Source organism: Caballeronia sp. LZ035, assembly GCF_031451175.1.
Taxonomy (GTDB): Bacteria; Pseudomonadota; Gammaproteobacteria; order Burkholderiales; family Burkholderiaceae; genus Caballeronia.
This window is the reverse complement of the sequence record NZ_JARUXS010000001.1, coordinates 2753608-2776039: the sequence shown is the minus strand read 5'-3', so window position 1 is coordinate 2776039 and position 22432 is coordinate 2753608. Positions and strand designations below refer to the sequence as shown.

The window sequence follows — 22432 nt, the reverse complement described above, 5'->3', positions numbered from 1 at the left end:
CAACTTTGCGATCGTGTTCAAATCACACGCCTCGATTCGAGCAGGTCTTTTGAAAGCTCGTTCGTTCACTCTAGGTTGACCTGACGCCCGCAGGCGCAATTTCCCGATGAGAAACGCATCGCGAGGATGAACGCCCCCGCTGAAACCAGAGACACTAGCAGCACTGTCCATTCCACGGGTACATAGCTTCCTCCAGCCGCCCAGACGGCAGCAGCAGAGATTGGCGCGACGCCCTTGGCAATATTTGAAGGCATCGAGAGCAACCCACTTACGGCGCCGTAACCTTCCGTCCACATGACGTTCTGAACAATTGTTCCGCGCAATATGGTCATCATGCCGTTCGCACCGCCGTACACGATCGCAAACAGGATCAGCATTTCCAGTGACGTACCGGCGCACATAAGAACAACGACCGAGGCAGGAAACGCGGTCGTGATGACGATGCCGACAATCGACGGATGAACATTACGACCAAACGCGAACCACACTACACGCGCAAACACCTGCGCTGGGCCAATGACGGCCATTGTTACAAGAATCGCCGCTGGCGATACCTGCCTCTCCATCATGAGCGGGACGAGATGAAACGTTAATGCCGCGAATGTTGCGTAGTAGGCCGTGAAGCACACGGCAAGCGCCCAGAATGTTGGCGTCCGAAGCGCGCGCCTTGTTGCCGCCTGATTGATCGCCTTCAATTCGAACCTGTAGAGAGTATCGTCTCGACGGGGCGCTTCCTGTCCAATAGCAAAAAAGTGAAGTGGTAGACAGATTGCGAGATTCAATGCGGCTAACACCTGCAACGCCTCTCTCCAACCAAACCAGCCAATGAGGCCTTGCGTCAGTGGGATAAAGACAGTGCTGGCGAATCCCGCCACCAGAGTTATGAGCGTGATCTTTGACCGGTAGCTGTCAGGATAGTCACGTGTCACTATCGCGAAGACGGGATCGTAAAGCGTTGCAGCCATCGCAACGCCAAGTCCTATCCAGACGACGAACAGGGTGACGATGCTTTCGGCCTGCGACCAGAGGCCCAGCATAGCCGCAGCGAGCAGAGAGCCGCCGACCATAACCCGTCGACCATGACCGTGATCGATCCACGTACCCACCGGGTAAGCTACCAGCCCGGAGACAAGCAGACCGGCTGAGAGCGCCGCATTGGTCGCCGTTCGGCTCCATCCCATTGCACTCTCCATCGGCACGACGAAGAGCGAGAACGCATAGTAGATTGCACCCCACGACACAAGTTGTGCCGCAGCAAGTGCGCCGGTCGCGACGACGCCGCTATTCAGTTTCGCTGTCGTCGGTGTCGGCATTTGCGGCATCAGTTTCATGGTCCATAGCTGTCGCGGCCAGCTGCTCCGCAAGTTCTGGGTGCGCTTCTTTTCGCTCGCTGTAGCGATCTGTCAGGTAGTCCGAGCGGTCGCGCACCATCAACGTGAACTTGTAAAGTTCTTCCATCACATCGACCACCCGGTCGTAGTAAGCGGACGGCTTCATCCGGCCATCCGGATTGAATTCCTGCCATGCCTTCGCGACTGACGACTGATTGGGAATGGTCACCATGCGCATCCAGCGGCCAAGTACACGTAGCGCATTCACTGCGTTAAAAGACTGCGAACCACCACTAACCTGCATGACGGCGAGCGTACGCCCCTGAGTCGGGCGAACGCCGCCGCTTTCGAGCGGCAGCCAGTCGATCTGGTTCTTGAACACCGCCGTGAGCGTTCCGTGCCTCTCGGGACTGCACCAGACCTGACCTTCGGACCATTCCGACAGCTTGCGAAGCTCTACGACCTTCGGATGTTCCGGGCCTACGCTATCGACTATTGGCAGGTCGTGAGGATCAAACACCCGAGTTTCGGCTCCGAAGTGCCGCAGGATGCGTTCGGCTTCCAGCGTCAGCAGTCGGCTGTAGGACGTCTGCCTTAGGGAACCGTACAGCAGCAGGATGCGCGGCGCGTGTTGCGAGGTCGAAAGTGGCTCAAGCTTCGTCAGATCCGGTATCTGCAAGTGTGGAATGCTGACGTTTGGAAGATCATGGGACATGGAAAGCACCGACTACTAGAGAGAGATGGCGCGCGACAGCAGTGCAGCGCCAGAGGGGCACAAGCTGGATGCCTGTCTGGTGGCGAGAATGGCAGGCGGCGCGGTTTCGCGGCTGGCTAATTTGAAGCCTGCCTGTTCGAAAAATGCTGCGGTGGTCGTAGTGAATAGCCACGCGGTACGTGCGCCAGCATCGAATGCTTCGCGAAGTAGCACAGCGAGCACGTTGCGTCCAACCCCAGCGCCGCGACGCGCTTCAGGCACAACCAGCGAACGGATAAGTACATCCTTGCCGTAAATTTCCGGTCCGCCGAAACCAAGATGCAGTCCCGAGAGCGAGCGGAACACGTAGAACGTACGGCCGTGGTCGCTTAGGTCATCAGTGGGTAGCGATGCCTCGCGCAGTGCGTCCGCCAGCGCCTGTTGACTACCGGAGACCGGCTCACAGACGATGAAAGGTACTGCTTCTTCCTTCAGGATTTCGCGATCGGGAACCTTGTCCAGCAGGTCCAGCACGACATCAGACGGCCGGCAGAGAGCCGTGCCGCGTGCGGTCGTCACGAACGGCCGGTTAATCAGGATCGGGTGAAGCAGCATCGCCTCGATCAACTCGGCGTCGCTCAGTTCAAGATTGTCGAGACCCAGTTCATGATATGGCGTGCCTTTGACGCGGATCGCCTCCCGAACCGTCAGGCCGCTTCCAGCGATCAACCGTTCGAGCGTTTCGCGATCTGGCGGCGTTTTGAGATATTCGATAACTCGCGGACTTTCCCCGGCGTCTCTCAGCAATGCAAGTGCGTTGCGTGACGGTCCACAATCGGGGTTGTGGTAAATGGTGACGCTCATCGCTTTTCCTCAAGACCTGCGGGCTTCATACCAGGGCTGCGAACGGTTCACCATGCCGACAACCAGCAGCATCACGGGCACCTCAATCAGCACGCCGACTACCGTTGCCAGCGCGGCCCCCGAGTGAAAACCAAACAGGCTGATTGCCGTTGCGACAGCCAGTTCGAAGAAATTGCTCGCACCGATCAGACTAGATGGCCCCGCAACACAATGCGCGACGCCAAGTCGCCGGTTCAGGACATAGGCCAGCCCCGAATTGAGAAATACCTGAATGAGGATAGGCACCGCCAGCATTGCTATGACCAACGGCTGCTGAACGATTGCCTCGCCCTGAAACGCGAACAGAAGAACGAGCGTCGCCAGCAGCGCACAGATGGAGTACGGCCCGAGCGCTGCGGCGACCTTACGGAAATGTTCCTCGCCGCGTGAGAGGAGATGTCGGCGCAGCAGTTGTGCGAGTACGACCGGGATGATTATGTACAGGCAGACCGACGTTATCAGCGTGTCCCACGGCACGGTGATCGCGGACAGGCCAAGCAGCAACGCCACCAGCGGCGCGAACGCAACGATCATAATGGAGTCGTTAAGCGCAACCTGCGAAAGAGTGAAGTAAGGGTCGCCCTTGCACAGCTGTGACCACACGAACACCATCGCGGTACACGGCGCGGCAGCAAGCAGAATCAGACCGGCGATATAGCTGTCCAGTTGGTCGGAAGGCAACCATGCGGCAAACACATGCCGAACGAAAATCCAGCCAAGCAGTGCCATCGAAAACGGCTTGACGAACCAGTTGACGAACAGCGTCACACCGATACCTCGCCACTGGCTCTTTACCTGAGTCATCGCGGCAAAGTCGATCTTGACGAGCATGGGAATAATCATCACCCATATGAGGATGCCGACTGGCAGATTCACGTGAGCGACTTCCATGCTGCCGATGGCCTGAAAGACGGCTGGTAAAAGCTGGCCGAGCAGCACGCCTGCCACGATGCATAGCGCAACCCAAACAGTCAGATAGCGCTCGAAGAAACCAATGGCAGGACGGGTCGCGCCAGTTTGCGGGCTAGTGCTGCTCATCGGTCGCCTCTGCTGGCCGGTCACCAATTGCGCGCATCTCGTGCTGGATTGCGTTTCGGTCCAGTACGTGTAGCGGCAGGTTCACGAACTGGCTGACGCGATTCATGATCAGCCGATAAATCTTGTTGAAGAACGCGCGTTTTTGTTCATCCGACCCATCGAACGCAGCGGGGTCTTGGAAACCCCAATGAGCGGTCATCGGCTTGCCCGGCCAAAGCGGACAGGCTTCGCCCGCTGCCTGATCGCACACAGTGATGACAAAGTCCATCTGCGGCGCGTCAGGGGTCGCGAACTCATCCCAGCTTTTGCTGCGCATCTGCGAAGTGTCATAGCCGAGCGACTTGCACTGCTCCACGGCAAACGGATTGACGGTTCCGGACGGATGACTGCCTGCACTGTATGCGCGGAACTTTCCCTTGCCGAGCACATTGAAGAGTGCTTCGGCCATGATGCTGCGTGCGCTGTTGCCGGTGCAGAGGATGAGGACGGAATACGGGTGCTCGCTCACGCGCGGCTCCTGAATGAGATGGTGGATGGCGTCGGAACGCAGCAGGCGTCCGCTGGTTCTCTAGCCGGGGTAAGGTCGGTGTGCGATTCACCGTAGACGGGTGCCGAGTCCAGCGTGCGGAACGTTTCCCATGCGACCCCCTGCGGATCGACCGTCCACGCCTTGTCGGACTTCGCGTAACAGCAAGTCGTAGCTGTCTGCTTCTCTACGGGCAGACGAGCTGCTGCGAAGCGCGCGTTCATTTCGGCCAGTTCGTCGTCGGTTTCAACCTGAATGCCAATGTGATCAACCCCGGGTTTCGCACGGCGCTTCGAGATCGCAAAGTTGACCAGTGGATCGTCAAGTTCCCATTTGCAATAGTCGTCCTTGAGCACTGTTGGCTCGGCGTTTCCGAACATGGCGCTGTAAAACGCGATGCTCGCCGAAAGGTCATCGACTGCGACGTGAATGTGCATGCGCTTCATGATTCATCTCCGCAACAGTTGGGCAAACTGCTCGCGGCACAGGGCGCACCAGCGCAGCAGTTCTCTGTGAGAAAACCGATCAGGCCTGTCATGGCATCAAAGTTCGCCGTGTAGATGACGAAACGCCCTTCCTGTCGTGGCTTCACCAATTCCGCGTGTGACAAATCTTTGAGGTGAAACGACAGTTTGGAAGGCGATAGCTCAAGCTGCTGCGCGATTTCGCCCGCAGCCATGCCGTCTGGCCCAGCGACGACGAGCAAGCGAAATATTGCGAGACGGGATTCGTGAGCCAAGGCGCTCAAGGCGCGAACAACGATGTCTGAGTTCATGCCCCGAACGATAGCCCATTCGCTGCAACATTTCAAGAATTGTTGAAACGACGGGTATCAAAGCCGAATTTCCGCCAGTTCAATCCGGAAACCGACAGCGGAGTTCAAGGAGCCTCCCGATTAACTCCGGAGGGACGCACGGTCTTTCTATTACCGTGTCAGGTCATGCGGCGGCCTGCACGATGACGCACTGCCTACCATCCGGTAACCGAGATTGCTACTATGTCGGACCGTCTTTCCCGTGCCCTGTCATGACATCGAATTCCCGCAGTGACTCTCCGCGCCCGCTGTCTGCACCGCGCCTTGCAACGGTCAAGCGTCTGTTCGCCGTATCCATGAACCGTTGCGCTTTCCCGGGTTGTTCGACACCTGTGATCGACCCAGCTACGCAAACCGTCCTTGGTGAGATTTGCCATATCCACGCGCAGAGCGAGGGAGGCCCTCGGTTCAACGAAGGGCTGTCACCGGAGCAGATACACGACTTCGAAAATCTCATTCTCATGTGCGGCACGCATCACAAGTTGGTCGACGAGAAAGGGAATGAGGCGACCTACTCCGCCGTGTATCTCAAGAGTCTTAAGGTAGCGGCCGAGCAGAGTAGTAGCGCAACTGAAACCGGACTCTCCGATGAGCAGGCAACGGTGTTGATCCAGCAGAGCGCAGTTTATGAAGAGAACGCAGTTCATATGGACTTCCGCCAAGCCGTTTTTCGCGTAGGTGGAGAAGGCGGTCACTGGGGCGGCGGCGGCGGCGCGGGAGGCGTGCTAACGATTGTTGGTAGCCATCGTTTGCCTGCTGGAGCGGAAGTAAATGCAAACGGTCGCGACGGAGTGCTGCCCGGCGGCGGCGGCGGTGGTGCAGGCGCGATTGTCTTCGTTGGCCGAGCAGTAGATGCCCGAGAAATCCACGCCGGATTCGAAGTCTCGAGCGTCTTCGCAGCAGAGGCGACGTCAGGCGAGGGATTGTTCAATGTTCTCGGTGCCGGATGGGGCCATTGTCGAGTCGCAGGCTTGCCTGCTGACCTAACAGTCAATTTTGTGATTGTCGTCGAGACGCTCGGGATAGAAGAGGATGCATTGATCCGCCTTAACCTTGACGTTGTGACACCTATGGGTGAGATCGTAGGAATTCAGACGATCGACATTCAAGGCAATTCGAATCAGGACCTCACGCCTAGACGGGCTGCTCGATGCGCAGTGTCGTTCAAGGTAGCGGAATTAGGAGTGTGGGAATTTCGCGTGCGTTCGGGCGATGTTTGCCTGAAGACCCATCGGATCGAATTTCGGCAAGTTTGACTGCGCGGGCCTACCGTCGCGATCGATATGCGGGTCGCTCTGTCGCTATGCCGCGTGCTTTGGCAACTTCGCAACCTTCGCGATGCGCTCGTCGGTGTAGTTCGCCCACTTCGTCATGAGGTCGATGCGCTCGTCATAGAAGCGGGTCCGCTCGTAGGTCTTGCGGATGCGGCTGCGCGTGTCATGTGCAATCACGGCCTCGGCAACTTCCTCTCTAACCTTAAGGACCTCGCCGAGATAGGTGCGCAGCGACTTGCGCATGCCGTGCGTCGTGACCTGTTCGACGGTGTAACCGATGCGGCGCAGGAGCTTGAGCAGTGCGGCGCCGTACACCTTGCCGCCGCGCTGAGCCGTGAATACAAGGCCTTCGGGGTTCGGCTCGCCGCTGTTATAGCTCGGCAGGGCCTTGAGCAGGTCAACGGCCTGAGCCGCCAGCGGTACAGTCTGCGTCTTGCCTGCCTTCATGCGGCTTTTATGGACGGTCCACTTTTTGGCCGTCAGGTCGAGTTCCTGCCAAGTCAGTTGCAGGGCCTCTTCGAGCCGCGCGCCCGTGAGAATGATGAATTCCATCGCCTGCGCTTCCATTGTCCTGTCGGCCCGGACCTTCGTCATACAGGCAGGCAGGTCGAGCCACGGCAGGGAAGCACGACCATCGTCAGCGTCGCCCTCGTTCTCGTCAGTGTTTTTCGTGACCTTCGGCAGCAGTTGTTCAAGTTCCGGGATGGAGGCTGGGTTCGCGCCGCCGAGTTCAAAGCGCACGATCGACCACTTGAACAGCGCATGCAGGCGTAGCATGTTCTCGACGGCGGTCGGGTTCTTTTCGATCCAGTCCGGCTCAAGACAGGCGACGATATGCTGGCGGCTGACCTCATGCACATAGAAACCCTTCAGCACCTTGCCTGCGAGTGCGAATGTACGGTCCCAGCTTTTGACCTGCTTTTCGGTTTTCAGCGTCTTGCTGCGCACGGCCATGAAGGCTTCACAGGCTGTCGCGAAGGTGACACGCTTCGCCGTCGCTGCTGCTGCCTGCACGAGCGCGTCCCGGTGATGTTCAATCGGGTCGATGCCGCGCTTCACGAGGCGGGCCAGTTCGTCACGACGCTCGCGGGCCTGCGCGAGGCTGAAGGTCGGATAAGGGCCAATGCCCTTGTCGCGGCGGACCTTGTTCAGTTGATAGCGATAGGTCCAGCTTTTGCCGCCAGTCTTGGTGACTTGGAGCAGCAGGCCGCCGCCGTCGCTCAGGTTGCCGCTTTGAGTGCGGGCCTTGACCTCAGCCGGGGTCAGTTTGTTGATTTCGCGCATGATAGAGGCCTGTCTAGCGTGGATTTCAACCCAACACTCCATCCAACACTTCGGTTTAGATCAGTTTAGGTTTGTTTGGGTCTGAACTGTCTTGTTCAGCTTCCTAAATTCTACCAAACCCTTATCCAGTAAGGCTCTTATGGGAGTGAGCCGACCTAAACGAATCTACTCTAAACTAGACAGATTGAAAACTAGCTTTGCGGCTGCAAAGAAAGTCACCAAAGAAAGCAGCTTTCTTACCGCCCAAGGACCACCCAGCGGCACGACACAGAAACACCAGACTGGCCCGGCACTAGCGAGTGCCCTCATAGGCCACACCGGGCGTGGACCGCGGACCCACCGTGACAACGCGCCGTTTAACAAACTGGTGCAGCCATTGAAAGCGCCGGCCCAGCGCTACGCGCTGCCGAAGGGTATGCAAGGGAAACCAACGAGGGGCGGGGCGGTACAGTGAGATGGACGCGTTAGCCGAGATGGATGGGTCAGCAAGCACGCACCGGCAGACCCGATTGACCGGACGGCGGCGCGAAGCGCAGCGCCGGAGCCTGCAAGGGCTGCACCAGTCTGTTCAAGGGTGCGATTTCACAGTGGGTCCGCGATCCAAGCCCGGTTAGGCTTGTGAGGGCACTCGCTAGTGCAGGGCCAGTGAGGTTTTTCTGTGTCGTGCCGCTAGTGAACCTTGGGCGGTAAGAAAGCTGCTTTCTTTGGTGACTTTCTTTGCAGCCGCAAAGAAAGTTACCCCCGCCCCGGGGAGGGGCAGTGCAAATAGACCGACGCGACTACAGGCATTCCATAGAAGCGCAAGCAAGCAAACAACAACAAGCGCAAGCAAACAACAACAAGCGCAAGCAGAAAGCCCCTTCAAACCGCCTGCCTCAAAGTCTCCTTAAACTGCGCAAGCGTGTTGCGCTCCAACAGATGCCCGGCCACCTGCAGCCGTCCCCTTCTTGCGAGAACATCATCGAGTGCCCGGTTGATCGACGCAACCGCCAGATCCTCGACCACGGGTCCAAGCTCCCCGGTCCGGCAGAACCATCCAATCAAACCATCCGCCGTCGCCACGACCGGCTTCCCGAAGCGATACGCCTGCACCAGCACGCCGCTCATCCCGTAGTGCCCCTTGTACCCAAGCCACACCACATCGCACGCTGAAAACAGATCAAGCTCGTCCTCGCCCGAAATGAAACGATCAAACACCACCGGCGCCGGTGTCAGCGCCGCCAGCGCCGCACTCAGCCGGGCGCGCGTCTCCGCATCCTGCGCCCCCGCGATCACCAGCGTCGGCCCATGCGAGCCGCTCGCCCGTCGCCCAAGCGCCTCGATCAACTCGAACACGCCCTTGCGATCGTTGATCGCCCCATACACCAGCACATGCGTGCCGTCCGACAGCCCCAGCCGCGCACGAGCAGCGGCCGGATCGGCGGCGCGCGCATCGGGAAACGGATCAGCCAGATAGTCGATGCTCGCGCCCGCCGCATGCGCCCGGCGCTTCCACCAGTCCGGCAAGGTCGGATCGATCGTCAGCAAGGTCTTCATGCCGCCCGCCCGAATCGCACGCGCGAACAACGTCCCCTTGATCGCATTGACCACAGGCCGGCGCGGCGCGCGCACGCCCACACGGTGATGGTGAAAGTTCGAGCGCATCGTAATGCCCACCCAGGGCGTCGCGCCAAACGGCGATCCCAGGAACGGCAGGGCAAGAAGGAAGTAGTCGACATAAGGTACAACGACCAGCGCCGCCCGCCGCTCGCGGCTCGCCACCCCATACATGTGCCGGAACTGCCGGTGCATCCGGGCATAACTCACCCTCGACGCCAGCGCGCCGCCTTGCGCCGGCGGCGCGACAAACACGATGTCGAGACCGGACGGCGCCGCCTCGCGAATCCGGCGCGCCAGCGGATGGTCTTCGTTGCACGGGTCCGTCACGATCACACAGCGGAATCCCGCTTCCATATATGCATTCGCCGCCCATTCGGCATAACGCCAGCGGTGGCCGCTGAAGTCGGGTTCGATGATGAAGACACTTTCGGTCATCGCAGGGGCCCTTGCGGTCTCTGTGCACGTGGGTCACGCGTGAAGCGGACAGGACAACGCCGCCGACGTCCGTCGATTGCGCCGACGAATCAACACTAGCACCGCGCGCACGTCATCGAACGCCATATTTGAGCGTTTATCCGCGTGCTCAAAGCGCTGTCCAAAACAAGATTCGCAACGGCGACGCGCCCGCAATCCGCATCGCTACCCATTTCGGGCCGATTTCGACTACGCGTTGGCGTCCGTCGCGACACGGCGCACGATACTTTTGCCACAGTCGCCTGAAAAGAAGCGCGGCCGCGCTCGCATCGCCGTCCGGACAAGGCGTTGCAACGGCTCGCAAGGTGGTCCGCACGCGATACCGACCTATCGCGGCACCACGAATTGAAATCTCAGTTGCGCGGGGAATTCGAGTGAGATCGGTCCGGCTTCCTTTTCTTCCAGCACGCGCGCGTTTCGAACACGATGCAGCGTTCTGGGTGCTGCTCCAGCAAGTCGTCGTGCGCGGGTTCGTGGCCATCAAGTTTCTCGCCATCGGCCGGATTCTCGGGCCGGAAGCCATCGGCGCGGTCAGCATCGCGCTGCTCGCGGTCGCCATCGCCGAATCGCTCTCCGATACCGGTCTCGCCCAGGCCGTCGTGCAAGGGCGCGATGCGCCCACCCACAGCGAACTCGGCGCGGTCTGGACCACGCTCGCCATGCGCGGCATGGTGATCGGCCTGCTGCTCGCCGCCCTCGCACCCTTCATGAGCAGTCAGTTTCATCTGAGCGGTTCGGTCGGACTGATCCTGCTCGCCGCCGTGCTGCCGCTGCTGCGCGGCGTCGCCTCGCCCGCGTATTTCGTCGTCACCCGCCAGCGCGGCTTCCAGAAGCTAGCGGGCGTCGAAACTTCCGCCGCGTTCACCGACTGCGCCATCGGCCTCATATGCGCACTGTCCGGCGCGGGCGCGTATTCCGTGCTGATCGGCCTCGTCGCGGGCGAGCTGCTCAAGACCGCGCTCACCTGGACCAGCATGGCGCCGCGCCCGCCCCTGCGCTTCTCCTTCACGGGAATCGGCCACTACGTGAACTTCAGCCGCTGGATCTGGGCGGGCAGCGTGGTCAACCTGCTGCTCAATCAGTTCGACAAGGTGGTCGTCGCCAAGCTGCTCGGCCCGGTCCAGCTGGGCGCGTACCAGATGTCGTCGAAACTCGCGCAGATGCTGCTCGCCGATGCCGCCATCGCGATGTCGCAGTATCTGTTTCCCACCTTCTCCGAGCATCACCGGCGCGACGTGCAGGCCGCGCGCAAGCTGTTCCGCCGCTATCTGCTGCTCGCGGCGCTCGGGCTGGCGCTGTTCGTCGTCGTGCTGCGCTGGGCGGCCGAGCCGCTCTTCAACTTCGTGCTCGGTCCGGCCTGGCTGTCCGCCGTGCCGCTCTTCAGGATCTTCGCCATCAACATGGCGATCGGCGCGATCATCGCCGTGCTGGTCTCGTGGCTGCGCGCCGCCGGTCTGCCGAAGGTCGCGACGCATGCGTCGATCATCCAGGCCATCGTGCTGTGCGTGACCGTGCCGGTCGCGACGCATCTGTGGGGCGTCACGGGCATCGCCTGGGCCATGACGGTCGGGCTTGCCTCGGCCGCGAGCTGGATGCTGTTCCGAATCATGCGGGAGGCGTGAATGCGCATAGTCCACCTCGTGCTGACGCCGCGCCTGTCGGGCGCCGAAGTCCTGGCGAAAGATCTCGCGATTCATCAGCAGAAGGGGGGCGAAACGGTCGCGGTGGCCTCGCTGATGCCGGCGCACGAGGATTTCACGGCGCTCAGCGCGGAACTCGTCGCCAGCGGCGTGCAGTGTCTGTTTCCAGAGCGCCGGCACGGCCGCTTCGGCAAGCTGTGGAACCTGTATCGCACGCTGCGCGGCTATCGTGCCGACGTGCTGTTCGCGCACGCGACCATTCCCGCGTTCTATGCACGCGCGCTGCCGCTCGCGGTGCCGGTCGTGTATGTGATGCATTCGGCTGCGAACGACTTCGAGCGCTCGATGTTCCGCAGCGTCGAGCGCCTGCTGTCGCACCGGGCGCGCGCGGTGATCGCGGTGTCGCCGAACAACATCGACGATTACGTCGGCGCGGTCGGCCGCCATCCTTCGATGACGCTGATCCCCAATGGCGTCGACATGTCGCGTTTCGGCATGCGCACGCGCACCCAGGCGCCGGAGACTGCGCGGATCGTGCAGATCGGGCGCTATACGTCGGTCAAGAACCAGCTTTCGACGGTGCACGCGTTCCGCCAGGTCGTCGAGCGGGTGCCCGCCGCGCGGCTGCTGTTGTGCGGCGTGATCGAGGATCCGGCGTATCACGCGGCCGTGGGCGATCTGATCGACAAGCTCGGGCTGGCGGACCGTGTCAGCCTGCAAGGGCCGCGCACGGATGTCGCCGACCTGCTGTTTTCGTCCAGCGTGTTTGCGATGCCGTCGCGCTCGGAAGGGCACAGCATCGCGTTTCTCGAGGCGCTCGCCTCGGGACTGCCGGTGGTGGCCAGCACCATCCGGCCGTTCGGTTTCGCCGCGGATCTGCCCGGCGTGCATCTGTGCGATCCCGACGATACCCAGGCCTACGCCGACGCCCTCGTGCGCGCGCTCGCCGAACCGCGTTCGCACCGGCCGCTGCCGGGGCTCACGCTCGCGGATACGGCAGCGCGTTATCTGGCCGTCGCACGCGAGGTCACGCGGCCACTGCGCGCGGCGGCGGTCTGATTCTTTGTTGTCTTCTGGCTTCTAACGCGGTCGGCTTTCTGTCCTTTTGTCAGGGGTTATCGATGCCCCCGACGCGCGCCGCATCCTTTTCTTCGTCATGACGCTAGCCATTCGGACTAGGTGCGTAGAGACGCGCAAAACCCGATGATAGACTCCATCGCCAAAACGCCAAGGATGGCGAAGCATCTGTTACGGGATGGGATGATGAAGGGAAGAAAATTAATGACGAAGATGGCCGCGCAATCCATGCTCTCCGAGTTCTGGGACGGCAATCTGCCGGTCAATCCTGCCGTCATTGCACGTGCAGCGGGCATCGCGGTCAGGCAGGACCCGGAATTGGGCACGGCGGTCGGCCGTATTCAATACGAGGGCGGTCTGGCTTGCATTGATGTGCATCCTGACACGTCTGCGCTGCGCCAGCGCTTCGTGATTGCTCATGAACTAGGACACTTCATGCTGCATGGCGGGGCCAGATTTGTCGACGTCGAGCAGGAACTGGAACCCATACAACTGGACATACGCGAGAGACAAGCGAACCTGTTTGCGCTCGAGTTGTTGATTCCCAGTTTCGCGGTTGAAATTCTGATCTACAAAAGGAAGATATTCAGCCTCGAGAAACTGAGGACCATGTTCGGAGTCACGGACAAAGCATTGCACTACAAACTCAGAAGATTGGGCTGGCTACCATGAACATCGAATCGCAGCAGGACGCGAGCACCGGCAATAGCTCGCCGAGAGTGCGCGAGCACTCGGAAGAACAGTGGACGATCCGGAATGCGTCTGTGCTCGAAGAGCATATTGCCGATCGTCAGCAATATCGCAAACTACGACACTATGCCTTCTTTGGCGTGACCTTTTTGATCTTCGGCCTCGTCGCCATGTTTGCGTGGTGGGTGCGGGCATTCGGCCTTAGAGTTTTCGGCGAATCAGTTCAAACGAGTCCGCCTCAGGCAGTCCTGCTGGTGATGCCGCTGGTGGTCATCGCTTCACTGGTCGCTGTTTCGCTGCTCCCTCTCATCCGCCTGGTCTTCAGGGAACCGGGCGAAAAGGAAGACGACAGGGACGAACCCACCCTCTGGCAAGCCCTGCTCAAGGAACTGGCTGACCTTTTCAAGCAGTACCTGAACCGCAGCAAGCCCGCGACCTGATCGCGCATTGCACCCTCCATTCCATCTCGCACAGGAGACTTTCATGTCCGACATGCTCAGCATCTCCACCCCGGACGGCAACTTCGACGCCTACGTTGCCTATCCGGCCCCGACGCCCGCGCAGACCCCCGCATCCGCGGTCATCGTCATCCAGGAAATCTTCGGCATCAACGGCGACATGCGCGAAACCTGCGACGAATACGCGCGTCAAGGGTATGTCGCGTTGTGCCCGGACCTGTTCTGGCGTCTCGAACCGAATGTCGTTCTCACGGATCGCACCGAAGCCGAATGGCAGCAGGCCATGAAGTACTACAACGCGTTCGACCTGAACACGGGCGTCGAGGACATCGCCGCGACCATCGGCTTCGCGCGGGGGCTGCCGCAGGTGCAGGGCAAGATCGGCGTGGTCGGCTTCTGTCTCGGCGGGCTGTTGTCGTTTCTGACGGCTGCCCGCACGGACGTCGATGCAGCGGTGGCGTACTACGGCGGCGGCACGGACCAGCATCTCGGCGAAGTGCCGAAGATACGCATTCCGCTGATGCTGCATCTCGCCGAAGCGGACGAATTCATTCCGGCGGAGGCACGCAACCGCGTACTGGCCGCCGTGCAGGGACAAGCGAACATCGAGGCGTTCACCTATCCCGGCTGTCATCACGCATTCGCGCGCAACCAGGGCGTGCATTACGACGCCGCCGCCGCGCAGCTCGCCAACGGTCGCACCTCTGCATTCTTCGCGCAGCACCTGAAATGACCTGCGTCGGCCGCGCCAGAAAAAACGCCGCCCGAAGCAGGGCGGCGCGCGTTCATTTCTCGACGCTTATTTCTTCACCGTATGCGGCCGTCGAAACACCAGCCAGCGCGGCGACTTGAAGCGCACGATGCTCACATACAACCACACGTAGGTGGCGGCGAACACCACGACGAAGCAGAACAAATGCAGCGTGTGCCGCCAGAAAAGCGTCGCCGGAATCACGGCGATCAGGCACAGCAGCCAGAGGTACGGCGAAGTGAGCGAGTTGCGCCGCGTCAATTCGTGCGCGTTCTTCACGCCGACGGCCCAGCGCATCAGACGCTTGTAGACCAGCATGTGCAGATGCACGCCGTCCGGAATGCCCGGCGAGATGCCGCGAATGAATTTCTTGCGATAGATCGAGAAGCAGGTTTCGAAGATCGGGTACATGAACAGCAGCACCGGATACCAGGCCGACACGTCGCGGTTGCGCATCACGAGCATGATGGCCAGCTCGCCGAGCATGAAGCCGACGAAGTAGGCGCCGCCGTCGCCGAGAAAGATCAGCCCGGCCGGAAAGTTCCAGATGAAGAAGCCCATCACCGCGCCCATCATGATGAGCGAGCCCGACAGCACCACGGGATCATGCACCTGGAACGCCACATAGGCGAGCGAGGCAAACATCATGAAGGTGACCATCGAGGCGAGGCCGTTGAAGCCGTCGATGATGTTCACCGCATTGGCGAGCGCCGCGACCGCGAGCACGGTCACCGCACAGGAAATGACCGCGTAGGAGAGCAGGAAATCGAGCGACGGCACGCTGATGCGCGTCACGGCGATGTCGAGAAACGCATACGCGAGTCCGGCCGCGGCCATCGTGCAAAGCAGTCGCACCAGCGGCGACACGCGCTTGGTCAGGTCCTCGACGAGCCCGGACAGGAACGCCGGCATGCCGCACGCAATGATGCCGAGAATGCCGCCCGACACCGCCGGATAGCCCCAGCGCAACTGCACGGCGGAAGCGGTCAGTCCGCACAGGATGCCGACGCCGCCAATGCGCGGCACCGGATGCGCATGAAATTTCTGCACGCCGGCGAGGTCGGTGTCACCGAGCACGCTTTCCTGGAGATGGGCGAAGCGCACGATGAACAGCGTCACCAGCAGCGAAATCAGGAAGGCAAGCGCGAAACTAAGCATGAAAATGAACCGGAGGAGGGGTTGCGCCCCGCATCGTACCTCATTGGCAGGGACGATCCGGAGCGCGACGCCTGAAGCCACGCTTCAAGCAAACCTCAAGCAAACCCGCGCGGATTCTGCGACTGCCAGCGCCAGTGATCCTCGCACATGCGTTCGATGCCATGCTGCGCGCGCCAGCCGATCAACTCGGCCGCGGCGGTAGGGTCGGCATAGCATGCGGCGATATCGCCCGGACGGCGCGGCACCAGTTCATAGGGCACCGGCTTGCCTGACGCCGCCTCGAACGCCTTGACGACATCGAGCACGCTGTAGCCCTGGCCCGTGCCCAGGTTCACGACGAAACTGCGGTCCAGGCGGCGCAGCGCGTCGATGGCCGCGATATGCCCGCGCGCCAGGTCCACGACGTGGATGTAATCGCGCACGCCGGTGCCGTCGTGGGTCTCGTAGTCGCTGCCGAACACGCGCAGGCGCTCCAGCTTGCCGACGGCGACCTGCGCCACATACGGCATCAGGTTGTTCGGCACGCCTGCCGGATCCTCGCCGATCAAGCCGCTTTCGTGCGCGCCCACCGGATTGAAATAGCGCAGCGTGGCGATCCGCCATGACGGGTCCGAGACTTCCAGATCGCGCAGGATCTGCTCGGCGATGAGCTTCGACTGGCCGTAGGGATTGGTCGCCGAGAGCGGGAAGGATTCGTCGATCGGCACGCTCTTCGGCACGCCGTACACCGTCGCGGACGAACTGAACACGAAGTTGCGCACGTTGCGCGCCTTCATCACCTTGAGCACGGCGAGCAGGCTGCCGACGTTGTTCGCGTAATACTCGACCGGCTTCGCCACCGACTCGCCCACGGCCTTCAGCGCCGCGAAGTGAATGGCGCCGGTGATGTCGTGCGCGTCGAAGATGCGTTCGAGCGCGGCTTCGTCGCGGGAATCTGCCTGATAGAACGCCACGCGCTTGCCGGTGATCTGCTCCACGCGTTGCAGCGATTCGGCACGGCTGTTCACGAGATTGTCGATGACCGCCACGTCATAGCCGGCGCCGAGGAGTTCGACGCAGGTGTGCGTGCCGATGAAGCCTGCCCCGCCGGTGACGAGAATCGTGCCCTGGGTCGCGTTGTTCAGCGACTGCTTGCCATTCATCATGCGCTCTCCAAATAACTCGAATCAGAGTGAAATGCCGGTGATGGCATGTATTGTGCCCTTGTAGCGTTCGACGACATTCTTCTCGTCGAATTCCCGGGCCACCTTGGCGCGGCCGCGCTGCGCCATCGCCGCGCGTTCGGCGGCGGGCAGCGTCAGCATGCGCTCGAGTGCCTGGGTCAGGCTGTCCGCGCTTTTTACTTCGCAGAGCAGCCCGGTCACGCCGTGCTCGACCACTTCGCGGCAGCCCGGGACGTCGGTGGCGACAATCGGACGGCCCATCGCCGAGGCTTCCATCAGCGTGCGCGGCACGCCTTCCCGGTACGACGGCAGCACGACGCAGTCCGCCGCGGCGATGAACGGGCGCACGTCGTGCGCTTCGCCCAGGTACTCGACGATATTCTCGGCTTCCCATTGCGCCACGTCCGTGCGGCTGATCGCGCTCGGATTGTCGACGCCGACCGGACCGAGCAGCTGGAAGCGTACGTGCGCAAAGCGTGCCTTCAGGCGCCGCGCGGCTTCCACGTATTCGGCCACGCCCTTGTCCCACAGCAACCGGCCGATCAGGATGAAGACGAAATCCTCGCGGGCGGGCGGCGGGGTGAACGCAAAATCATCGAGATCGACGCCTTCTCCATGCAGCCGCCGCGCACGATCCGGATGCGCCAGCAGCCTTTCCTGCATGAAAGCCGCATGGTCGTCCTGATTCAGGAACCAGATCTCACGCGGGAAACGGAACGCGAGGCGGTAGAGTTGTTTCGCCACCTGCGCCGTGCGGCTTTTCTGAATGAACACGTAGCCCAGGCCCGTCGTGACGGCGATCGACGGCACGCGCGCGAGCATCGCGGCGAGCGTTCCGTAGATGTTCGGCTTGATCGTGTAGTGAAACACGAGGTGCGGGCGCGTCGTCCGATAGGCGCGGTACAGCGCGGCGAGCGTCTTCAGGTCCTGGCGCGGATCGGTGCCCTTCGAGGCCACCGGCAATTCGACGCAGCGGCAGCCCATCTCGGCAAGCGGCCCGAAGGTGCGGTCGCGCGGCGCGAGAATCGTCACCTCCGCGCCGCGTGCGGTCAGCATGCGCAGCAGGCCGCGCCGGTAAGTGTAGATCGCCCATGCAGTGTTGCAGACGAGGGCAATGCGAAGACTCGACTTTTCTTTCGTCATCCGGAGGTCATGGTTCGACGGCATGGATCGCGCGGCGTGCCATCGAGTGGCGGGTGAGTGGACAGGCGCCGCGCGGATCGCCGTGCGCTCAACGTAGCGCAAAACAATGTGAAAACAAATCGACAAAAAAGCGTCAGGCGACGGGTGTGGAGCGCATGAGTTTCGCCTTCAGGCCGCGCAGCAGACTGTACGGCAGCGCCAGATGCGCGACGCTTTTGACGATGCCCAGCCAGTCCAGCGGATTCGTCACGCGCAGATGGCGCAGTTGCAGTTGCAAGGTCGAGACCACCTGTGTCCGCCGTTTCGTCGCGCTGATGCCGGCCTCGTTGAGTTCGTATATCAGGCCGAACTCCGGCAGATTCGCACCGTCGTGATGCTGCAGGAGGCGCAGGATCAGGTCGAGATCCTCCGCGGCACGATAACGCGCGCGGTAATTGCCCGCCTCGATCACCGCGTCGACGCGCAGCATCAGCGAAGGATGGGTGAAACAGGTGCGCGCCAGCACCAGGCGGCGCAGCGCGGACGGCTCGCACGGCGGCTTCAGGTCGAACAGCGGCGCGCCCGCGGTGGACACGACATGGGTCCACATGCCCAGCACCGCGACGCGCGGATGCGCTTCCATATAGGCGCGCTGCTTCGCGAGACGGCCGGGCGTGGCGAGGTCGCCGGCGTCGATGCGCGCCGCATAGCGCACGCCGCGCGCCGCCAGCGCTTCGATGCCGGCCTGCAATGCCCGTTCGATGCCGCCGTTGCGCGGCATCCGCAGGATCTCGATCTGCATGTTCGCCAGCGTGGGCGCGGTGATCGGCGGGGTGCTGCCGTCGTCGACGATCAGCACGCGCACCGGCGAGGTTTCCCGGAACGACGCAAGCGTGCGCTCGACCTCGGCCTGGCCGTTGAAGGCGGGCAGCAGCAGCATCACATCGGAAAGGGCATTCATGCGCGCAGCCGGAAACGGAGGTAATAGAAGTTCACCGATGCCGCCGCCACATAACCCGCCGCCAGGCCCATCAGCGCGCCATAGCCCTCGAAGCGCGGGATCGTGATCAGGTTCACCGCGAACGCGACCGCGAGCGCGAGCAGCCACTTCGACAACAGCACGTACTTCGCCTGATATTTGAGCACGACCAGATTGCCGATCGCCTCGATGCCCGCCGGCACCGACAGCCACACGGCCCAGCGGAACAGGCTGGCGGCGTCTGCGTAGTTCGGTCCGAACACGCGCGCGATGATGAAGCCGCCGAGCGCGTCCAGCACGGCGGCGCCTGCGATCATCAGCGCGGCGGTCATCGCGAACAGGCGCAGCAGGTTGCGCCGCAACAGCCGCGTGTCCTGCACGCGGTACACGAAGGCCGGCGCGATGGTCTGCGCGAGCATCAGCGCGAGCGCGATCCAGTTCTCGTTGAGTTGCTGCGCGGCGGAATACAGGCCCAGTTCGGCGAACGACACGCGATGTGCGAGCATCAGCCGGTCGAGTTTCAGGAACAGGTACATGCAGATGAGTCCGAGCCAGAACACCGTGCCCGCGCTCGCGAAATGCCGGAAGAGCGCGCGGTCGACGCGCCAGCCGAGGCGGCCGCCGTGCCGTCGCATGTAATACAGCACGAGCGCCGCGCCGATTGCCGCCGCTTCGAGCGCCCACAGCCAGCCGAAACGCGACGGCGCCGCCGCGACGCGTACGAGCGCGTAGACCAGCGCCGCCTTGACGATTGCGGCCAGCATGCTGGCGAGCAGTTGCGGCTTGCTATAGGTCTGGCTTTGCAGCCAGGAATTGACGACGCCGATGAACGGCTCGCGGAACAGCATCGTCACGGCGAGACCGGCGAGCATGAGGCCGACGGTCGGGTCGATGCCGCCCGCCGCGATCCAGATCCAGGTGGCGATGAGCGCGAGGATCGAGACGCCCATGCGCAGCACGAACGCGCTGCCGAGCACGATGCCGGTGTCGGCGGGCGGGCGGCGCACGATGGTCGGGACGAGGATTTCCGCGCCGCAGACCCACGTGACCGGCGCGATCACGAGCAGCAGCGTGTTGGCGTATTGCCATTTGCCGAAGTCGTCAGGGCCGAAATAGCGCGCCAGCACGCCCGCAATGACGATGGCGACTGCAATCTGCGTGAGCCGTTCCAGCCCGAGCCAGACGATGTTGGCCAGCGCGCGGGCGACGTCGGGATTGCCGGAGCGCAGCAGGGCCTTCATGCAGCGGGGGTCCCGCCGTGCACGGGCACGCCGCGTGCTACCGAAGACTGTCCGGCCGCCGAAACCGCGTAATCCGCTGACGAACGGCATTCAATCGTCACGTTATGTGGGATGACGCGCGAAGACGCTTGATTCCAGGGCATCGGGCCAATAGGGCGTTTGAGCATTGGATTAGAATGAACGCGCCGGTTTTTACCGCAACGCGAAAGCCACGAGAGCGCCGAAAGACAGCGATTATAAGTGCGATCCGGAGCGCGTCTGTCCGCTCCGGCTGCCGATAGCGGCTTCCGTGTGTTTCCGTTTGCATGTGCTGCTGCGGTTTGCTTCGATTTGTTTCAGTCGTATGTGTTTAACAGACGCATAGGCACAATTCGACACGTCATCCGGCAGTCGTTTGCGCGGCATCCGCGCTGTGACGGCGGCCAACGTCACGACCTGCATGCCCTCATGGCTGCATCGCCGAGAATTCGTTCATCAATCGATAAGAGGTAGCCATCTCATGAGCCAAGTATCCCAATCCATTTTCAAGGCCTACGACATTCGCGGCATCGTTGGCAAGACGGTCGATCGCGACGTTGCGAAAAGCATCGGCCAGGCGTTCGGCAGCGAGATCAAGAAGCAGGGCGGCGATTCGGTCGTGGTCGCGCGCGACGGCCGCCTGTCCGGTCCGGAGCTGGTCGGCGCGCTGGCGGATGGCCTGCGTGCGGCGGGCGTCGATGTAATCGATGTCGGCATGGTGCCGACGCCGGTCGGCTATTTTGCGGCGAGCGTGCCGCTGCCCTTGCCGTCGGGCGAGCGGCGCGTGGATTCGTGCATCGTCGTGACGGGCAGCCACAATCCGCCCGACTACAACGGCTTCAAGATGGTGCTGCGTGGCGCGGCGATCTACGGCGAGCAGATCCAGGGCTTGTACAAGCGCATTGTCGACAACGACTTCGCGACGGGCGAAGGCAGCTATACCGAGTTCGATGTGCAGCAGATGTATCTGGACCGTATCGTGTCGGATGTGAAGCCGGTGCGCGGGATGAAGATCGTCGTGGATGCCGGTAATGGCGTGGCGGGTGGATTGGCGCCGCGTCTGTTCAAGGCGCTTGGCTGCGAGCTGGTTGAGCTGTTCACGGACATCGACGGCAATTTTCCGAACCATCACCCGGATCCGGCGCACGTCGAGAACCTTCAGGACGTCATCAAGGCCTTGAAGGAAACCGATGCTGAAGTGGGTTTTGCATTCGATGGCGACGGCGACCGTCTGGGCGTCGTGACGAAGGATGGCCAGGTGATTTTTCCGGATCGTCAGCTGATGCTGTTCGCGCAGGAAGTGCTGTCGCGCAACAAGGGTGGCCAGATCATTTATGACGTGAAGTGCACGCGCAATCTGGCGAAGTGGGTGCGTGAACAGGGCGGTGAGCCGATCATGTGGAAGACGGGCCATTCGCTGGTGAAGGCGAAGCTGCGTGAGACGGGCGCGCCGCTGGCGGGCGAAATGAGCGGCCACGTGTTTTTCAAGGACCGTTGGTACGGGTTTGATGATGGCTTGTACACGGGCGCGCGGCTGCTTGAGATCCTGTCGAGGGTGGCGGATCCGAGCAAGCTGCTGAACGACCTGCCGGACTCGCTGTCGACGCCGGAATTACAGATCAAGATGGAAGAGGGTGAGAACGTGCAACTGATCGCGAAGCTGCAGAAGAACGCGAAGTTCACGGGTGCCGATGATGTGCTGACGATCGACGGGCTGCGCGTCGAGTATCCGGATGGGTTCGGGTTGGCGCGGTCGTCGAACACGACGCCGGTCGTGGTGATGCGGTTCGAGGCCGATAGCGAAGGGGCGCTGAAGCGCATTCAGGAAGATTTTCGACGGGTGATTCTGGCGGAGAAGCCGGACGCCAAATTGCCGTTCTGACGCTTCTGGCGGCGCTTGACGGAGCGGTGCGGTTTCGTTTGGAACCGTGCCGTTTTTTTTTCGCTGGCGCTTGTTGTCGTTTGCCGGTGCTTCCATGGATTTCCTGTTTTCGCGTCGGTCTGCTGGCACTGCCCCTCCCCGGGGCGGGATCCTTCGCGCCGAGCCCTTGCGTGGTTCCTTGTGTTTGCCATGCGCTTCCATGGACTTCCCGTTATCACGTCGGTCTGCTTGCACTGCCCCTCCCCGGGGCGGGATCCTTCGCGCCGAGCCTTTGCGTGGTTCCTTGTGTTTGCCATGCGCTTCCATGGACTTCCCG

At 61.8% G+C, this 22432-nt stretch carries 21 protein-coding genes; 7 read left to right on the top strand and 14 right to left on the bottom strand.

The window, feature by feature from the left end:
* Positions 1 to 65 precede the first annotated feature (65 nt).
* From QCE88_RS13005 to QCE88_RS12975, 7 genes are read right to left on the bottom strand one after another with little or no spacing between them, the layout of a single operon-like run.
* The gene (locus QCE88_RS13005) at positions 66 to 1313 is read right to left on the bottom strand and encodes an MFS transporter (RefSeq protein ID WP_309903576.1); all 1248 of its coding nucleotides are present in this window, start codon (positions 1311 to 1313) and stop codon (positions 66 to 68) included.
* Entirely contained in the window at positions 1282 to 2046 is a 765-nt protein-coding gene (arsH, locus tag QCE88_RS13000; protein WP_309902426.1) for an arsenical resistance protein ArsH, read from the bottom strand. The genes QCE88_RS13005 and arsH overlap by 32 nt, the downstream gene beginning before the upstream one ends.
* Positions 2047 to 2061: 15 nt before the next feature.
* Positions 2062 to 2889: an arsenic resistance N-acetyltransferase ArsN2 gene (arsN2, locus tag QCE88_RS12995; protein WP_309902424.1), complete on the bottom strand. Its 828-nt coding sequence runs from the start codon at positions 2887 to 2889 to the stop codon at positions 2062 to 2064.
* A 9-nt stretch (positions 2890 to 2898) separates the two neighbouring features.
* Entirely contained in the window at positions 2899 to 3966 is a 1068-nt protein-coding gene (gene arsB, locus QCE88_RS12990; RefSeq protein ID WP_309902422.1) for an ACR3 family arsenite efflux transporter, read from the bottom strand.
* A complete protein-coding gene (locus QCE88_RS12985; RefSeq protein ID WP_309902420.1) occupies positions 3953 to 4474 on the bottom strand; it encodes an arsenate reductase ArsC in 522 nt (173 codons plus the stop codon). The genes arsB and QCE88_RS12985 overlap by 14 nt, the downstream gene beginning before the upstream one ends.
* Positions 4471 to 4938, bottom strand: coding sequence for an ArsI/CadI family heavy metal resistance metalloenzyme (locus QCE88_RS12980; protein WP_309902418.1), 468 nt, complete (start codon positions 4936 to 4938; stop codon positions 4471 to 4473). The genes QCE88_RS12985 and QCE88_RS12980 overlap by 4 nt, the downstream gene beginning before the upstream one ends.
* Positions 4935 to 5267 (bottom strand): metalloregulator ArsR/SmtB family transcription factor, encoded by a 333-nt coding sequence (locus tag QCE88_RS12975; RefSeq protein ID WP_309902416.1) that lies wholly within the window; start codon positions 5265 to 5267, stop codon positions 4935 to 4937. Before QCE88_RS12975 ends, QCE88_RS12980 begins: the two co-directional genes overlap by 4 nt.
* A 251-nt stretch (positions 5268 to 5518) precedes the next feature.
* On the opposite strand from QCE88_RS12975, the gene QCE88_RS12970 reads away from it, so the two are divergent.
* Positions 5519 to 6562 (top strand): HNH endonuclease signature motif containing protein, encoded by a 1044-nt coding sequence (locus QCE88_RS12970; RefSeq protein ID WP_309902414.1) that lies wholly within the window; start codon positions 5519 to 5521, stop codon positions 6560 to 6562.
* Between the two features lie 45 nt (positions 6563 to 6607).
* Here the strand turns inward: QCE88_RS12970 and QCE88_RS12965 are convergent, their stop codons facing one another.
* Positions 6608 to 7864, bottom strand: coding sequence for an integrase arm-type DNA-binding domain-containing protein (locus QCE88_RS12965; protein ID WP_309902412.1), 1257 nt, complete (start codon positions 7862 to 7864; stop codon positions 6608 to 6610).
* 861 nt (positions 7865 to 8725) lie between these two features.
* The gene (locus QCE88_RS12960; RefSeq protein WP_309902410.1) at positions 8726 to 9898 is read right to left on the bottom strand and encodes a glycosyltransferase; all 1173 of its coding nucleotides are present in this window, start codon (positions 9896 to 9898) and stop codon (positions 8726 to 8728) included.
* Between the two features lie 413 nt (positions 9899 to 10311).
* Here QCE88_RS12960 and QCE88_RS12955 point away from each other — a divergent pair, with 413 nt between their 5' ends.
* The 5 genes from QCE88_RS12955 (at position 10312) to QCE88_RS12935 (ending at position 14535) form a co-directional block, all read left to right on the top strand.
* The gene (locus QCE88_RS12955; protein WP_309902408.1) at positions 10312 to 11559 is read left to right on the top strand and encodes an oligosaccharide flippase family protein; all 1248 of its coding nucleotides are present in this window, start codon (positions 10312 to 10314) and stop codon (positions 11557 to 11559) included.
* A complete protein-coding gene (locus QCE88_RS12950; protein ID WP_309902406.1) occupies positions 11560 to 12636 on the top strand; it encodes a glycosyltransferase in 1077 nt (358 codons plus the stop codon).
* A gap of 144 nt (positions 12637 to 12780) precedes the next feature.
* A complete protein-coding gene (locus tag QCE88_RS12945; protein WP_309902404.1) occupies positions 12781 to 13326 on the top strand; it encodes an ImmA/IrrE family metallo-endopeptidase in 546 nt (181 codons plus the stop codon).
* Complete coding sequence (locus tag QCE88_RS12940) at positions 13323 to 13784, top strand: hypothetical protein (RefSeq protein ID WP_309902402.1); 462 nt, start codon at positions 13323 to 13325, stop codon at positions 13782 to 13784. Before QCE88_RS12945 ends, QCE88_RS12940 begins: the two co-directional genes overlap by 4 nt.
* Positions 13785 to 13827: 43 nt before the next feature.
* Positions 13828 to 14535 (top strand): dienelactone hydrolase family protein, encoded by a 708-nt coding sequence (locus QCE88_RS12935; RefSeq protein ID WP_309902400.1) that lies wholly within the window; start codon positions 13828 to 13830, stop codon positions 14533 to 14535.
* 66 nt (positions 14536 to 14601) lie between these two features.
* On the opposite strand, the gene QCE88_RS12930 is transcribed toward QCE88_RS12935, so the two are convergent.
* The 5 genes from QCE88_RS12930 to QCE88_RS12910 form a co-directional block, all read right to left on the bottom strand.
* Positions 14602 to 15711: a glycosyltransferase gene (locus QCE88_RS12930; RefSeq protein ID WP_309902398.1), complete on the bottom strand. Its 1110-nt coding sequence runs from the start codon at positions 15709 to 15711 to the stop codon at positions 14602 to 14604.
* 95 nt (positions 15712 to 15806) lie between these two features.
* Positions 15807 to 16856, bottom strand: a complete 1050-nt coding sequence (gene galE / locus QCE88_RS12925; RefSeq protein WP_409018087.1) for a UDP-glucose 4-epimerase GalE — start codon at positions 16854 to 16856, stop codon at positions 15807 to 15809.
* Between the two features lie 21 nt (positions 16857 to 16877).
* On the bottom strand, positions 16878 to 18017 hold the full coding sequence (locus QCE88_RS12920; protein WP_309902396.1) for a glycosyltransferase family 4 protein: 1140 nt from the start codon (positions 18015 to 18017) through the stop codon (positions 16878 to 16880).
* A gap of 133 nt (positions 18018 to 18150) precedes the next feature.
* Entirely contained in the window at positions 18151 to 18957 is an 807-nt protein-coding gene (locus QCE88_RS12915) for a glycosyltransferase (protein WP_309902395.1), read from the bottom strand.
* Positions 18954 to 20216 (bottom strand): oligosaccharide flippase family protein, encoded by a 1263-nt coding sequence (locus QCE88_RS12910; RefSeq protein ID WP_309902393.1) that lies wholly within the window; start codon positions 20214 to 20216, stop codon positions 18954 to 18956. Before QCE88_RS12910 ends, QCE88_RS12915 begins: the two co-directional genes overlap by 4 nt.
* Before the next feature lie 499 nt (positions 20217 to 20715).
* Here QCE88_RS12910 and QCE88_RS12905 point away from each other — a divergent pair, with 499 nt between their 5' ends.
* Positions 20716 to 22116 (top strand): phosphomannomutase/phosphoglucomutase, encoded by a 1401-nt coding sequence (locus QCE88_RS12905; RefSeq protein WP_309902391.1) that lies wholly within the window; start codon positions 20716 to 20718, stop codon positions 22114 to 22116.
* Positions 22117 to 22432 lie beyond the last annotated feature (316 nt).

What these genes read in the sequence shown, in the direction of transcription:
- QCE88_RS13005 (WP_309903576.1), bottom strand. Translation starts at nt 1,313, where the DNA reads ATGCCGACACCGACGACAGCGAAACTGAATAGCGGCGTCGTCGCGACC.
- arsH (WP_309902426.1), bottom strand. Translation starts at nt 2,046, where the DNA reads ATGTCCCATGATCTTCCAAACGTCAGCATTCCACACTTGCAGATACCG.
- arsN2 (WP_309902424.1), bottom strand. Translation starts at nt 2,889, where the DNA reads ATGAGCGTCACCATTTACCACAACCCCGATTGTGGACCGTCACGCAAC.
- arsB (WP_309902422.1), bottom strand. Translation starts at nt 3,966, where the DNA reads ATGAGCAGCACTAGCCCGCAAACTGGCGCGACCCGTCCTGCCATTGGT.
- QCE88_RS12980 (WP_309902418.1), bottom strand. Translation starts at nt 4,938, where the DNA reads ATGAAGCGCATGCACATTCACGTCGCAGTCGATGACCTTTCGGCGAGC.
- QCE88_RS12975 (WP_309902416.1), bottom strand. Translation starts at nt 5,267, where the DNA reads ATGAACTCAGACATCGTTGTTCGCGCCTTGAGCGCCTTGGCTCACGAA.
- QCE88_RS12970 (WP_309902414.1), top strand. Translation starts at nt 5,519, where the DNA reads ATGACATCGAATTCCCGCAGTGACTCTCCGCGCCCGCTGTCTGCACCG.
- QCE88_RS12965 (WP_309902412.1), bottom strand. Translation starts at nt 7,864, where the DNA reads ATGCGCGAAATCAACAAACTGACCCCGGCTGAGGTCAAGGCCCGCACT.
- QCE88_RS12960 (WP_309902410.1), bottom strand. Translation starts at nt 9,898, where the DNA reads ATGACCGAAAGTGTCTTCATCATCGAACCCGACTTCAGCGGCCACCGC.
- QCE88_RS12950 (WP_309902406.1), top strand. Translation starts at nt 11,560, where the DNA reads ATGCGCATAGTCCACCTCGTGCTGACGCCGCGCCTGTCGGGCGCCGAA.
- QCE88_RS12945 (WP_309902404.1), top strand. Translation starts at nt 12,781, where the DNA reads ATGATAGACTCCATCGCCAAAACGCCAAGGATGGCGAAGCATCTGTTA.
- QCE88_RS12940 (WP_309902402.1), top strand. Translation starts at nt 13,323, where the DNA reads ATGAACATCGAATCGCAGCAGGACGCGAGCACCGGCAATAGCTCGCCG.
- QCE88_RS12935 (WP_309902400.1), top strand. Translation starts at nt 13,828, where the DNA reads ATGTCCGACATGCTCAGCATCTCCACCCCGGACGGCAACTTCGACGCC.
- QCE88_RS12930 (WP_309902398.1), bottom strand. Translation starts at nt 15,711, where the DNA reads ATGCTTAGTTTCGCGCTTGCCTTCCTGATTTCGCTGCTGGTGACGCTG.
- galE (WP_409018087.1), bottom strand. Translation starts at nt 16,856, where the DNA reads ATGATGAATGGCAAGCAGTCGCTGAACAACGCGACCCAGGGCACGATT.
- QCE88_RS12920 (WP_309902396.1), bottom strand. Translation starts at nt 18,017, where the DNA reads ATGACGAAAGAAAAGTCGAGTCTTCGCATTGCCCTCGTCTGCAACACT.
- QCE88_RS12915 (WP_309902395.1), bottom strand. Translation starts at nt 18,957, where the DNA reads ATGAATGCCCTTTCCGATGTGATGCTGCTGCTGCCCGCCTTCAACGGC.
- QCE88_RS12910 (WP_309902393.1), bottom strand. Translation starts at nt 20,216, where the DNA reads ATGAAGGCCCTGCTGCGCTCCGGCAATCCCGACGTCGCCCGCGCGCTG.
- QCE88_RS12905 (WP_309902391.1), top strand. Translation starts at nt 20,716, where the DNA reads ATGAGCCAAGTATCCCAATCCATTTTCAAGGCCTACGACATTCGCGGC.